Raw genomic sequence first — 13,943 nt, 5'->3', positions numbered from 1 at the left:
TTTAGTGATTATGCTTCATCTGATGGCCTTGGTGTTTCATCCCTGCCATTACTGTTTTGATTGGAGCTGTAACAGTTTTTGTTTCACCATTTGAAAGTTCTAACGTAAAGGTAACTTTTTCACCAACTTTTAAAGGCTTATGTAATCCTATAAGCATCACATGAAAACCACCTGGTTTTAAAATTGTTTCTGCTTTTGCTGGAATATCAATTTTTGAAATTTGATACATTTTCATAACTCCATCTTTCATATCATGGGTATGAAGCTCTACATTTTCTGAAATATTTGAAGTAGCTTTTACTACAGAAATATTTTCATTAGAGTTATTTTTTAATATCATAAATGCAGCCGAATTTGGAAGATTTGGTGGAGTTGCTCTAACATAAGCATCTTCAACTAGTAAATCAGCTGCAAAAACTGACATTATACTAAACAACAGTGCCAAAATGATTTTTTTCATAAACATATCCTTTTGGTTTTCTTGTTTAAATACTATTTTTTATAAACATATGCGTCATAAGTACTTAAAAAATAATAGCCATCTTTTGTAATATTGAATTCAATTTTAAGATTACAAACACCGTCATATTTATTTTTTTTAATAAACTTTTGTATTGTTGAGATATTTCTTAAATGAAACTCTTTAAAAGCCTCAGTCAAGGTAACATATTTGTTTTTACCATTAACTTTTTTTATTTTTAATATAGTTGTAGTACTTGCACTTGTATCAACAATAGTCATTTTGCTGTAATCAGGTTGAGAAGTTCTAATCCATATATCAGAAGTTTTTTGTGCATTTAAATTAGTTGAGACAATAAGTATAAATAAAAATAGTAAAAATTTTTTCAAGATAAACCTTCTAGTTAAAATTGTTAAATTGTATCAAATTAGATATTAAAGTTGTTTCTTTAATAGCTTAAATAATTTCTCTCTTTTTAAAATGTTTTCAATCTCTTTCTTTGCTTCATTAAAGTTAGCTATTTTCTGAGGTTTTGTAGCTTCTACTAGTACTACTTGCCAGCCAAAGTTATTTTTAACAACAAATAAATCTCCTGGTCTTTTTGAAGCAAGGTTAATATTAAATAATCTTTGAAATTGAATGCTTGTAAGCCATCCATTATCTCCGCCATTTTTTTTATTTCCATCTTTTGAATAAGTATTTACTGCATATAAAAAAGATGAGAGTCTCTCTTTTATTGGAGTAGCACTTAATCTTTTGAATAAATCAGTTGCTGCAAGTTTATTATCAACTAGAATATTTCTTAATTTAATTTGAGGTAAAACTTTTATCTTGCCTTTATTTTTACTATACCAGTTCTTGATCTGTTTTTCAGAAATCTTAATCTCTTTAAGTATTTCATTTTGCCAATACTGAAAGGCTAGATTTTTGATATTTGGTTCAATAATTTTTTTAAATTTACTATTATTTTTGTATTTAGAATAAGCTTTTTGTTCTAACTTTTTAATTTGCTTATCAGAAAAAGTGGGGTTAGCATTTAATAAGTTAAAAAGAACTAGAGTTATTACTAATAATATTTTCAAAATGAATTCTTTAGATTATCTTATTACCATGAATAAGATAATCCAGCTCCAACAGTATGTCTTTGATTCCCTGATTTTGCAGCACTAGTTTGAAAAATAAGATTATCATTTATTCTATATTTTGCACCTAATGCAAAACCATTATAACCATCATAGTTACCAAAACCTAAACCTAATGAAAATTTCTTATCTGGTTCAATTTGGGGAATATTTGCAATTGCAGTAACACTCGCTATTGCTCCACCTAATTGTCTTAAGTTAACTGCATCAAAATCACTTGTACCATCAGCTACACCATGAACTTGAACAGGTCTTCCTGTAGATGAGTCACTAAAAGTTGCCCCATTATCATTTAGTGTTAAACTACTTGAAGTAGTACCCCCTGAAATAGTTGTTTGATCACTTGTTACAACAATACCATGGGTATTCCCTAAGTCATTTGTTAATGTTAAAGATGCAGAAGCTTCAGTTGCCCCACTATTATATAATGCACCATTTTCATCTACATAAGCTCCACCAGTATATGAAATATCCATAGAACCAGACACATTAGATGAACCACTACTTACTGTTGTAGTTGCTGCTGTATCTGAGGTATATGTAAGTGTACCATTAACATACATATTACCATCAACTAATGTGTCCCCTACAATGATATTATTAACAGTATTTCCCGAAACTAAGCCTTGACTTGTTGCGTCACCATTTACAAGAGTATAGTCCGTTCCCACTGTCTGAGGAGAACTATATGCAGTAAACCCACTAGTTGTTCCAGAAGAGATTGATGTACTTCCATTTTGAACAATTATAGAACTGTTTCCACCATATATTAATGTACTACTTGAAGTATTTGTGTTACCTATTGTAGTTGTAGTTGCATTAGATGTAGTACCAATGTCTATTGTTGTACTGTTTATTGTAGTTGATGCACTATTGATTGTTGTATCATTTGATGCATTACCAATAGTTGTATCAGCTGTTCCTGTAGTATTTATATTAGTCGTTCCAAGAATTGTGTTAGTTGATGTACTATTACCAATATTAGTATCCCCACCTGCAATATTTATATTAGTTGTTGTACTTACGATATTATTGGTTGTACCTGTTATTGTATTAGTATCACCAGTGATAGTATTAGTCGCGCTACTATTACCAATATTAGTATCACCACTTGTAGTATTTATATTAGTAGTTGCACCCTCTATTGTAACACCTGAATTATTTGTAACAATTGAACTGCTTCCTGAAACTATTGAAACAGCACTTGTATTAGATGAGGAACCTATTGTTGTTGCAGCAGTTCCTGTAGTGTTGATATTTGTAGTTCCTTCTACATTTAAGTTATCTAGGTTTGTTGTTCCATCAACATCTAGGTTACCAGTATTAGAGATATTCCCAGTATTTGTTATATTTCCATCATTTGAAATACCATCAGTATTGGTCATTCCATCAACATCTAATCCACCTGTTCCAATATCAGCTGTAAGTGCTGACATCGTACCAGTAGTTGATATTCCCACAGAATCTGAAATACCATCAGTATTGGTCATTCCATCAACATCTAAATTGCCCGTGGTAGAAATGTTTCCAGTATTTGTTATATTTCCATCATTTGAAATATCATCAGTTGTAACTTGCCCATTAATATCCACATTATCAGTAATATTTATATTTCCAGTTGAACTACGTAAATCACCATTAAGATCTATAGTGACAGAATTAATATGTGTATTTGTAGAATTGATTTCTGTTAAGCTTAGAGTAGAAGAAATTATTTCTTCATCTGTTAAAGTGGCACTGTTATAATCTTTTAGAGAGAATGTCCCGATACCATCTTCGTTATCATCAATTTGAATAATATAACCATCATCAGAATTTACAGTTGTATCTGCAGCAAAAACATTTGCATATCCAAATAAAGTAATAATAACCAATGCACTTAATGAACTTCTCATCATATTCCCTAAACGTTATTTGGGATATTATATCAAATAAAATGAAAAATAACAAAAAACATAAATATATTTAGTTACTAGTAGAAAAAAGTAATAAAAAGAGAGTTTAAAAGAAAATAGAAACTTATTAATCTAAGTATTCTATTTTGTCTTTAATTAGGCTTACAATACCTTGTTTAACTTCATTCGCATTGTTTGGGTTATCTTGCATGCTATTTTCAATAAAACTAATTGCAATATTGAATTTGTCTGCATTGCCATTAGCTAAATCTGATATATTTTCAGCTGCTGCAGCTATAATATCTTCACTAGCTAGTTTTCCTGATTCTTGAATTTCATTATATTCAATAGCTTTAATCTCATCAACTATATCAGCTTGAAAAGATAAAAGTTCTAATTGTTCTTCAGGCATAGAATCAAAAAGAATCGCGTCTTCATTTTGTTCAGTATCAATTGTTTGTTGTACTGATGGAGTCTCAAATATTTTATTAGATATTTCATTTTCAGAGTAAGTTTTCTGGGAAATATTATCAATAGTCATTTAAATCCTTTAAATCATTATATGTAAAAAAACAATAAAAACTACTGAAATGATACAAATTAGTTGATTTATATCAATGAATCAGTTTTCATTTTTTATTAAGATTCCAACAAATTAATTTTAGAGGAAATAAAAATGAGTATGTTTTGTTATCAATGTGAGATGAGTGCACCAGATGGATGTGGTTCAAATGGAGCTAATATAGGAGTTTGTGGAAAAGATGAAAATCTTGCAAGATTGCAAGATATTATGATTTTTGGTTTAAAAGGTTTAAGTGCATATAGAGAACATTTAAATGAACTAAGACCACAAGAAACAAAAAATGTAGACGATATTATGAGTGAAACTTTATATTTTACTCTTACAAATGTAAATTTCAATTTTGATGATCATATTAAGCAACTTATGAAAGTAGGAAGTGCAGGTGTTGAGGTTATGGATAAATTATCAAATGCACATACTAATAAGTTTGGGATTCCAACGCCTGTTAAAGTTACTCAAAATAAAGTTGAAGGTAAAGCAATTTTAGTTTCAGGACACAATCTTGAAATGCTAGAAAAACTTTTAATTGCAACACAAGAAAAAGGTATAAATATATATACACATTCTGAGATGTTACCCGCTCATGCATATCCAGAGTTAAAAAAGTATGAACACCTAAAAGGAAATGTTGGAAAAGCGTGGTTTGACCAAGCCCAATTAATGAAAAGGTTTAATGGAACTTTTGTTGTAAATACAAATTGTATTGTTCCTCCAAAATCTAATGCTGATTATGTGGATAGAGTTTTTACATATAAAATAGTTGGAATTGAAGGTGGAAATCAAATTATTGATGATAATTTTGATGAATTGATTGAGAAAACTTTACAATGTGAAGATACGAATATGGATGATAATCTAAGTTTAGTTACAGGGCATCATTATAAAACTATTTTAACTTTAGCTCCAGAGATTTTAGAAGCTGTGCAAGAGGGAAAAATTAGTCAATTTTTTGTGGTTGCAGGTTGTGATGCTCCTGGAAAGGCTGGAAATTATTATAGAGAATTAACTCAAAACCTTCCTGATGATTGTGTAATTATCACATCAAGTTGTGGAAAATTTAGATTTAATGACATAGATTTCGGAAATGTCCCAGGAACGCAAATACCTAGATATTTAGACTTAGGTCAATGTAATGATAGTAATGGTGCCGTAGAGATTGCAAAGGCAGTAAGTACCGCACTTAATACACCAATAAATGATTTACCAATCTCTATCGTTCTATCGTGGATGGAGCAAAAAGCTGTGATTATTCTTTTAGCTTTATTTAGTTTAGGTGTTAAAAATATCTACTTAGGACCAAAACCACCACAGTTTGTTAATGAGGATATTTTTAATTTCCTAGCACAAACTTTTAATTTACATTTAACGGGCGATGCAAAAGAGGATTTAGAAAAACTATTGATTAAAAAAATCGCTTAGACCCAAATGTAAAAGTTTAGTAACCTATTGATGATAATATATCAAAGTGATATTATCTAAGTAGGTTCAATGGCAAAAGATAAAAAAGATTTAAATTTAAAAGAAGTAACATTAACCCTTTCTGGTGGTGGGATTAGAACTGCCGCCGCATTGGGTGTAATTAAGTATTTAGAAGAAAATAATTATGAAGTTAAGATGATATCTGGAACTAGTGGAGGAGCCATTATTGCTTTATTATATGGACATGGTTTTTCAATTAGAGAGATAGAAGAATTTTTCTTTACAGTAAACAAATGGGATCTATTCAATTTTAAATTTAGATTTAATTCTATTCTTAGTTTAAATAAAATTGAAGGAAAACTAAGGGCTTTCATAAAAAATAAAGAACAAAAAATACCTATACAAATATGTGTTACAAATATCGAAACAGGGAAAGCCGAGTACCATACAAAGAATGATTTGATTAAATCAACTATTGCATCTTGTTCTTTACTTCCTTATTTTTCTTCCATTGAAATAAATGAAAAGTTTTTTGTTGACGGTGGGTATAGTGATAATCTACCAAATAAAAAACTTTACAAGTTAAATTATCCAAATATTAGTGTAAATGTTAATAACCTTCCTAAAAGTTTTTCCCATAAAAAAGACTCTTTACATAGAAGATCTCTTTTTATATTGACTCAAAGTGCAATGAAAAGGGCAAAAAAAAGAGCAGACTTTTTTATTAATATTGATAGTATCTCAGAAATAAAACTATTTGATTTTAAAAGTTTTGATTTTGTTTTAGAGCAGGGATATATAAAAGCAAAAGAGATACTGACAAAAACCTAAAAAATTCAAAAAAATATGCACAAAAAAATCTAAAAACCTAAAAAATACTAATCGATTAAATAAAATTTTTTCAAAATAAAACCCTAAAAAAGCCACTTTTTTTTAAATGAAAATAAATTAAGAAAATTTTAAGAAAATAAATTTTTTTTTGATTTATAATTTTGCTAACAAAACGATAAAAGTTTAAAGAAAACCTATTATAGCATTTGGCCGTGCAAATTGATTTCTTTATTTGTTGTACTTAAATGTACGTTTATATTATTAGTTGTTAACAACTGGAGAATAAAAATGTTTAAAAAAATTGCATTATCTGTTTTATTAATTTCAGCTTTTGCTTATGCTCAAGATGAGCAAATGAGTTTAGAAGATAAATACAATGTATGTAGTGAAAACTATGAGCAATGCTTAGTAAAATGTGAAGAATCTAATGCAAATGCAGAAGAGTGTGGGGCAAAATGTGAAGACCTATTTTATCAATGTAATGAAAAGGTTGATCAAGACTTAGATGAGTCTAGTGATAAAACTGATCAAGAAGTAGTAGAAGATTCAAATAGTAATCAATAGGGTTGATATTTGAAAACAAACATCTATAAAAAACTTGTAAGACAATATTACGAAGAGTTATGGAATAAAGAATCAAAAGCTTTAATAGAAGAGCTTTTTACTGATGATATAGAGTTTCATGGTTCTTTAAATATTGATACAAAAGGAAAAAAAGAGTTTGAAAACTATATGGATGCAATATTAAAAGGGATACCTAACTTGCACCATGGGATTGAAATTCTTTTAGAAGAAAATGCAATAATTGCTGTAAGGGCTATTTATAATGGAACTCATAGTGGAAAATTATTCGATTATGAAGCTACCAATAATAGAATCAGTTATAACGGGGCATCTTTTTTTAAATTTAGAGATGAAAAAATTTCAAATATTTGGGTTTTAGGAGATCTTGCTACTTTATATAAGCAGATTTCGACTTCAAAAAAAAGTCAATAAGACCTAGTAAAATAGGGTTTTGATAGGAATTGCTTAATTTTTAAGCTTTTTTTAGATTTTTTCTTTTTTTTATAGATTATAATTATGTTGTAAAAAGTAAATGTAAGAATTTCTGAAAACCTATCAAAGCATTTGGCCGTGCATTTTTATTAAGATTTTCAGAAATTGATGTACCCATAAATGAATATTAAATACTAACACAATAACCTTAGTTTTTAGTTAACTGGAGTAGAAATGAAAGTAGGTTGCCTTTACAAATCATTTGTCAATTTATAGAGGTTAAAATGGCTAAATCTATTGATGACTTAATATCAAATTATATATTTGATGAGCCAATACAAATATTGGTTAATAAAATAACAAACCATATAAAATTTTACAACGATTATGACGCAGCAATAAAATTGATACAAGATAATAATTTAAATATTGAAAATATAGTTAGAAATACAGCACGACTTAAAACAAGTCAGATTGTTGAATTAGCATCAAAGCTAATTTCTATGAAATAATAAAAATATATTAGGAAAGGTACAATGGACTCTATTATCTATGAATTAAGAGCTAATGATATCAACGAAGATGATATTCAACTTATAATGGAAAAAGTTAAAAATAGAATATCAGAACAAAATATTGATATTGAACTTGAAAAATTAGGTTATCCAAAAGTTTTCACAGTTGATTATGATGATTATATTTATGAATATGATATGGATGAAGATGATGAGTTCTAATATTATAAATAATCTTAACACAAATGAGATACTTCATCAAATTCTATATTTAGTTAAATATAAAAAAGATTTTAAATTAGCAGCACAAGTTATGAAAGACAATTTAATCTCAATAGAGGAACTAAATGAAAGGACATTAAAGCTTTCACAATTGGAATTTGCAAAAATAGCTGATGCAATAATTAATAACAAGAGATAATTTTTATCCACTAATAAAATTTATTTATGTTTGTCTAAGTAAAAATTCTTTACAATTTCTAATGGAAAAAAATTCTCCGTTAGAAAAAGGATAAAAGATGACAAATATAGTAGAAATTTTAAAACAATTACAAGCAGATGCACATGCAATGTATGTGAAAGTACACAACTATCACTGGAATATTGAAGGTATGGATTTCTATCCTGTACACAATCAAACAGAAGAGATTTATACAAACTTTTCAACTTTATATGATGAACTTGCAGAAAGAGTTTTACAATTAGGTGAAAAACCATATTTAACTTTATCTGATTTAGTTAATACTACAAAAATTGAAGAGGAATTAAATTCAACTTTTAGATCTAAAGAGATTGTTGAAAAAATCATAAATGACTACAACTATTTTTTAAGATCATTTAGAAGTTTAAGTGAAATTGCAGGAGAATCTGGAGATAAAACAACTGAAGCTTTTGCAGATGAAAACGTCGCTAAACTTGAAAAAGATTTATGGATGATTGGAAATATGCTTAAGTAGTTTAAATTTTAAGGATTAGTATGGAAACACTAAGTCTTGACGATTACATTGTAGCTTTCCTACTAACCTTATTTGCAGGACTGTCGACAAGTATTGGAGCAGTTATTGCATTTTTTTCAAAAACAAAAACTGAAAAATTCTTATCTTTAGGATTGGGTTTTTCAGCTGGCGTTATGATATATGTATCTTTTATGGAGATACTACAAAAATCTACAGAGTCTTTTACTCAATTAGTATCAAGTGAAGTGAAAGGTGAAGCCTTAACATTAATTTGCTTTTTCTTAGGCATTGCAATTATAGCAATCATTGATAAACTTATTCCAAAAGATGTAAACCCCCATGAACCAAAATCAGAAATAGAGTTGGAAGAATTAAAACCTGATAATCAAAATAATGTTATTTTAAATAGTAATTTAAAAAGAACAGGTGTTTTTACAGCTTTAGCAATAGGTATTCATAATTTCCCCGAGGGTTTTGCAACTTTTATTTCCTCTTTAGATAACTTAACTCTTGGTTTAAGTATTGCCTTGGCTATTGCTATTCATAATATTCCAGAAGGAATGGCAGTCTCTTTACCTATTTACCATGCAACAGGAGATAAGAAAAAAGCATTTTGGTATGCAACCCTTTCTGGCTTTGCAGAACCAATTGGTGCAGTGATTGGGTTTTTTATATTATTTCCTTTTATGGGTGAGGCTACTTTAGGTGTAACTTTTGGACTTGTAGCTGGGATTATGATTTATATCTCCTTTGATGAACTTTTACCTGCAGCTAGAGTTTATGGAAATGCTCATACAACTATTGCTGGTTTAATTTTGGGTATGTTAATAATGGCAATTAGTTTATTAGCCTTTAAATTTGTTTGAGTTTAGAATAAAATAATACTTTTTGAAGACTATTTTATTATATACTCCAAAAATATCTTATAACATTTGGAGTATATTATGAAAAGTTTTAGTATTAGTACTAAATTAATGTTATTAATTATTGGTAGTTTAGTTTTTATGTCAGTAATTATTTTGTCAATAAGTATAAATGAAAGTATAAAACACTCAGAAAAAGAAAAACTTATACAGCTTAAATCGACTACCTATGCAAAAAAACAACATATACAAGAGTATTTTAAAACTATTGAAGGTTTGATTATTTCTATTGCAAATTCTGCTTCAACTCAAGAAGCTTTTAATGAGTTTATTAGAGGTTTTTATACTATTTCTAATCAATCAAGTGAAGAAGTTGATATGGCAAAAGTAAAAAATGAACTTCTAAATCACTATAATAATTTTTATATAAATAAGATAAATTTTGATTTAGCTAATATCCCTTCAAAAAAAGAAACTAGTAAATATTTACCAATAGATGACAATGGAATTTTAGCTCAATATATGTATATTGTAAAAAATGAAGAGAAAATTGGTGAAAAAAATAAATTAGTACAATCAAATACTTTTTTTAATAATTACGCCTTTGCCCATACTCGATTTCATGAAACCTTTAACACAATTTTAGAAAAATTTTCATTATATGATATTTTCTTAGTGGATTTAAAAGGTACAATTATTTACAGTACTTTTAAAGAAAAAGATTTTGCTACAAACTTAAAAACGGGACCTTATTTAAATAGTGGAATTGCTAAAGTAAATGAAAAAGCATATAAGTTAAAAAAAGGTGAAGTTGCCTTTAGTGATTTTGAGCCTTATGAACCAAGTTATAATACTCCTGCTTCTTTTTTAGCTATTCCTGTTTTTAATAATCAAAATAGAAGAATCGGTAATTTGATTATGCAATTTCCAATTGATGTAATTGATTCAATTATGAATTTTAATGGAAATTATGAAAATGCAGGTTTAGGTAAAAGTGGTAAAAGTTATTTAGTTGGAAGTGATTATAAAATGAGAAATAATCACAGATATTTAAAAGACCTTGACCATAAATATGTGAAAAGTTCAGGTACTAGTATATCTATATATGAGATTAAAACCGAGGCAACAAAACTTGCTTTAGAAAACAAAAGTGGGGCAAAACTAATAAAAGATAATGAAGGTAAAAAATATCTAAGTGCTTATTCTGGACTTAAGGTTTTTGATCAACAGTGGGGAATAATCTCAGAAATTGATAATGAAGAAGCTTTAGCTGATAGTATTAAATTAAATATAATTTTAGCTTCAATTTCATTTGCTGTACTTATTTTGATAATTTTTATTTCAATCTTTATTTTAAGAAATTCAATAATTAAACCTATTAAAAAATTTGAAAATGGTTTAATGTCTTTTTTTAAATATTTAAATAATGAAAGTGATGAAGTTATTTATTTAGATGATTCTAAAAATGATGAAATAGGGAAAATGTCAAAAGCTGTCAATTCAAATATTAATAAAACAAAAGATGGAATAGAAAAAGATAGAGAGCTAATAAATGAAACGGTAAATATATTATCTGAATTTGAGAAGGGTGATTTATCCCAAAGAATTAAAGCTAATCCTTCAAATCCTTCATTGGAAGAACTAAAAACTGTAATAAATAATATGGGGAATAATTTAGAAACAAATATTGAAAATATCTTAAAAGTTTTAGAAACTTATACTCAATACAACTATTTACAAAAAGTTGATCCAAAAGATTTAAAAGACCAGCTTTTAAAATTAGCTCAAGGGGTAAATCTCCTAGGCGATTCTATTACTCAAATGCTTATTGAAAATAAAACAAATGGATTAAAATTAGATGATAGTTCAGATAAGCTAATTGAAAGTGTAGAAATTTTATCAAATAATACAAATTCTGCAGCAGCATCTATAGAGCAAACTTCTGCTGCTTTAGAAGAGATAAACGGTAATATAGTTTCAAATAATGAAAATGTTGAAAAAATGGCTTCATATTCCCAAGAAGTTAATAGGTCTGTTAAAACAGGAGAAGAATTAGCCCAAAAAACAACAAAAGCAATGGATGAGATAAATGAACAAGTTAGTGCTATTAATGAGGCTATAAGTGTTATTGACCAAATAGCTTTTCAAACAAATATCCTATCTTTAAATGCTGCAGTTGAAGCAGCAACAGCAGGTGAAGCTGGAAAAGGTTTTGCAGTTGTTGCCCAAGAGGTTAGAAATCTAGCTTCAAGAAGCGCTGAAGCTGCAAAAGAGATTAAAGATTTGGTTGAAACTGCAAATATTAGAGCAAATGAAGGGAAACAAATTTCAGATTCTATGATTGAAGGATATAGTAGTCTTAGCCAAAATATAAATAATACAATTGAACTTATTCACGCTGTATCAACTTCTTCAAAAGAGCAACAAATTGGAATTTCACAAATAAATGAAAGTGTTGCAAGTTTAGATAAACAAACTCAAGAAAACTCAAGTATTGCTCAACACACAAACAATATAGCACTACAAACAGATACTATTTCTAAGCAAATTGTTGCTAATGCAGACCAAAAAGAGTTCATAGGAAAAAATGACATAAATATAAATTAATAAATAAATATATTCTTTTCATTATTAAAAGATAAAATGCTACAATACGCCAATTTTAAAAAGGGATGCAAAAATGCTTCATAGTATTGTAGATTTTATAGTTCAAACAATTGGTGATTTAGGTTATTCAGGAATTTTTATAATGATGTTTTTAGAAAGTACTTTCTTCCCTTTTCCTAGTGAGGTAGTAATGATTCCAGCTGGTTACTTAGTTCACAAGGGTGAGATGAATATGGCTATGGTTTTATTTTGTGGGATATCAGGTTCTCTTGCTGGAGCACTTTTTAACTACTATCTAGCTATTTATGTAGGACGTGCTGTTTTAATAAAATATGGGAAATATTTTTTCATAAAAGAATCTACAATTCAAAAAGCTGAAAGGTTTTTTGAAAACCATGGGCATATCTCAACATTTAGTGGAAGATTAATACCTGCTGTTAGGCAACTTATATCATTCCCTGCTGGACTTGCTAGAATGAATATTGTAAGTTTTTCTATTTATACAACATTAGGTGCCTCTATTTGGGTTGTGATTTTAACTTTACTTGGTTATTACATTGGAGATAATGAAGCTTTAGTAAAAGAGTATTTATCAACTATTATTTATATTTTATTAGGATTAATTGCCTTAGGAGCTTTTATTTATTATAAAAGAATAAACAAAGGTTTATAAAATGAAAAAAGCTATTGTAACTGGGTTTTCTTCTGGAATTGGAAAAGCAATTTGTGAAATTTTAGAAGAAAATGACTATAAGGTTTTAACCTTAGAATCAAGACTTGAAGATACAAAAGCATTAGAATCAGAAGTGAAAAATCTATTAAAAGAAAATGAAATCGATTTATTGGTTAATTGTGCTGGTCTTGGAATATTTAAGCCCCATGAAGAGATATCAATTTCTAAAATCAAAGAGTTAATAAATATAAACCTTACTGCACCAATTATACTTTCAAGTTTACTTTTAAGAACTCTTAAAAAAACAAAAGGACATATTATAAATATTGCTTCAATTGAAGCAACAAGACACTCAAAATTTTCAGCACTTTATACAGCTACAAAATCAGGGCTGAGAAATTTTTCTTTAACTTTATTTGAAGAGTTAAGAAAATCAGATGTTAAAGTTACTACAATTAATCCAGACTTAACAAAAACAAACTTTTTTGATGAGTTTAACTTTGAGCCTAGTGAAAATAAAAATGCTCATTTATTACCTCAAACCATTGCAAATACAATTTTAGATATTTTGAATTTCGATGGAGTTATCACTGAAATCACTGTTCGTCCACAGCGACTTGAGATTAAAAAAAAATAAAAAAAATATTTTAAGTTATACAATTAAAGAATAATTTTTGTGTAATAAATGTACAAGAAATACTTGACAATGTAAAAAAAAGTAGTTAAGATTTAACTATATTTTTTACAGGAGGCTACAAAGATGTTATTTATTAGTTGCTCAAAATTAAGACATTTTATTTGCTTAGCCTTAATTAAACTTTTTAGAACTTTCAAAATTAATGTAAGACCTGTAAAAGAGATTCAAAACTTACTAATCCAAGAAAAAAGCTTTATTTTAACTGCCAGATAGACCCTCGCAATTTATTTAGTGTGTAATAAGTTGTAAGTCATATAGATAATATATTACAGTATTTATTATTTATGTGACTTAGTAGGGTCTTTT

The 13,943-nt window shown here is 27.9% G+C and carries 17 protein-coding genes; 12 read left to right on the top strand and 5 right to left on the bottom strand.

The annotated features are described in order from the left end of the window. Position 1 precedes the first annotated feature (1 nt). From AC2TY9_RS00795 to AC2TY9_RS00775, 5 genes are all read right to left on the bottom strand, one after another. A complete protein-coding gene (locus tag AC2TY9_RS00795; RefSeq protein WP_489778807.1) occupies positions 2-460 on the bottom strand; it encodes a copper chaperone PCu(A)C in 459 nt (152 codons plus the stop codon). 32 nt (positions 461-492) lie between these two features. Continuing rightward, a complete protein-coding gene (locus tag AC2TY9_RS00790; protein ID WP_489778805.1) occupies positions 493-849 on the bottom strand; it encodes a hypothetical protein in 357 nt (118 codons plus the stop codon). A 45-nt stretch (positions 850-894) separates the two neighbouring features. Continuing rightward, a complete protein-coding gene (locus tag AC2TY9_RS00785) occupies positions 895-1,542 on the bottom strand; it encodes a peptidylprolyl isomerase (RefSeq protein WP_489778804.1) in 648 nt (215 codons plus the stop codon). Positions 1,543-1,565: 23 nt separating this feature from the next. After that, entirely contained in the window at positions 1,566-3,497 is a 1,932-nt protein-coding gene (locus AC2TY9_RS00780; protein ID WP_489778803.1) for a beta strand repeat-containing protein, read from the bottom strand. Positions 3,498-3,624: 127 nt separating this feature from the next. Continuing rightward, positions 3,625-4,038, bottom strand: coding sequence for a hypothetical protein (locus tag AC2TY9_RS00775; protein ID WP_489778802.1), 414 nt, complete (start codon positions 4,036-4,038; stop codon positions 3,625-3,627). 135 nt (positions 4,039-4,173) lie between these two features. On the opposite strand from AC2TY9_RS00775, the gene hcp reads away from it, so the two are divergent. The 12 genes from hcp (at position 4,174) to AC2TY9_RS00715 (ending at position 13,577) form a co-directional block, all read left to right on the top strand. Then, a complete protein-coding gene (hcp, locus tag AC2TY9_RS00770) occupies positions 4,174-5,499 on the top strand; it encodes a hydroxylamine reductase (protein ID WP_489778800.1) in 1,326 nt (441 codons plus the stop codon). 69 nt (positions 5,500-5,568) lie between these two features. Continuing rightward, positions 5,569-6,330 (top strand): patatin-like phospholipase family protein, encoded by a 762-nt coding sequence (locus AC2TY9_RS00765; protein ID WP_489778799.1) that lies wholly within the window; start codon positions 5,569-5,571, stop codon positions 6,328-6,330. Positions 6,331-6,618: 288 nt separating this feature from the next. Then, on the top strand, positions 6,619-6,894 hold the full coding sequence (locus tag AC2TY9_RS00760) for a hypothetical protein (RefSeq protein ID WP_489778797.1): 276 nt from the start codon (positions 6,619-6,621) through the stop codon (positions 6,892-6,894). Positions 6,895-6,903: 9 nt separating this feature from the next. Then, positions 6,904-7,326 (top strand): ester cyclase, encoded by a 423-nt coding sequence (locus tag AC2TY9_RS00755; protein WP_489778796.1) that lies wholly within the window; start codon positions 6,904-6,906, stop codon positions 7,324-7,326. Positions 7,327-7,610: 284 nt separating this feature from the next. Continuing rightward, a complete protein-coding gene (locus AC2TY9_RS00750) occupies positions 7,611-7,838 on the top strand; it encodes a hypothetical protein (protein ID WP_489778795.1) in 228 nt (75 codons plus the stop codon). 24 nt (positions 7,839-7,862) lie between these two features. After that, positions 7,863-8,063, top strand: a complete 201-nt coding sequence (locus AC2TY9_RS00745) for a hypothetical protein (RefSeq protein ID WP_489778793.1) — start codon at positions 7,863-7,865, stop codon at positions 8,061-8,063. Further along, a complete protein-coding gene (locus AC2TY9_RS00740; RefSeq protein WP_489778792.1) occupies positions 8,053-8,262 on the top strand; it encodes a hypothetical protein in 210 nt (69 codons plus the stop codon). The genes AC2TY9_RS00745 and AC2TY9_RS00740 overlap by 11 nt, the downstream gene beginning before the upstream one ends. 97 nt (positions 8,263-8,359) lie before the next feature. Beyond that, the gene (locus tag AC2TY9_RS00735) at positions 8,360-8,797 is read left to right on the top strand and encodes a Dps family protein (protein WP_489778790.1); all 438 of its coding nucleotides are present in this window, start codon (positions 8,360-8,362) and stop codon (positions 8,795-8,797) included. Positions 8,798-8,817: 20 nt separating this feature from the next. Continuing rightward, the gene (gene zupT, locus AC2TY9_RS00730; RefSeq protein WP_489778789.1) at positions 8,818-9,663 is read left to right on the top strand and encodes a zinc transporter ZupT; all 846 of its coding nucleotides are present in this window, start codon (positions 8,818-8,820) and stop codon (positions 9,661-9,663) included. A gap of 78 nt (positions 9,664-9,741) precedes the next feature. Further along, complete coding sequence (locus tag AC2TY9_RS00725) at positions 9,742-12,267, top strand: methyl-accepting chemotaxis protein (protein ID WP_489778788.1); 2,526 nt, start codon at positions 9,742-9,744, stop codon at positions 12,265-12,267. Positions 12,268-12,340: 73 nt separating this feature from the next. After that, complete coding sequence (locus AC2TY9_RS00720; RefSeq protein WP_489778786.1) at positions 12,341-12,940, top strand: DedA family protein; 600 nt, start codon at positions 12,341-12,343, stop codon at positions 12,938-12,940. A gap of 1 nt (position 12,941) precedes the next feature. Beyond that, positions 12,942-13,577: an SDR family oxidoreductase gene (locus AC2TY9_RS00715; protein WP_489778785.1), complete on the top strand. Its 636-nt coding sequence runs from the start codon at positions 12,942-12,944 to the stop codon at positions 13,575-13,577. The last annotated feature ends 366 nt before the right edge of the window (positions 13,578-13,943 follow it).

This window comes from Arcobacter sp. ISO1, assembly GCF_058105185.1.
Note: the sequence above shows the minus strand (reverse complement) of the source record. Positions and strands in the feature narration are given on the sequence as shown.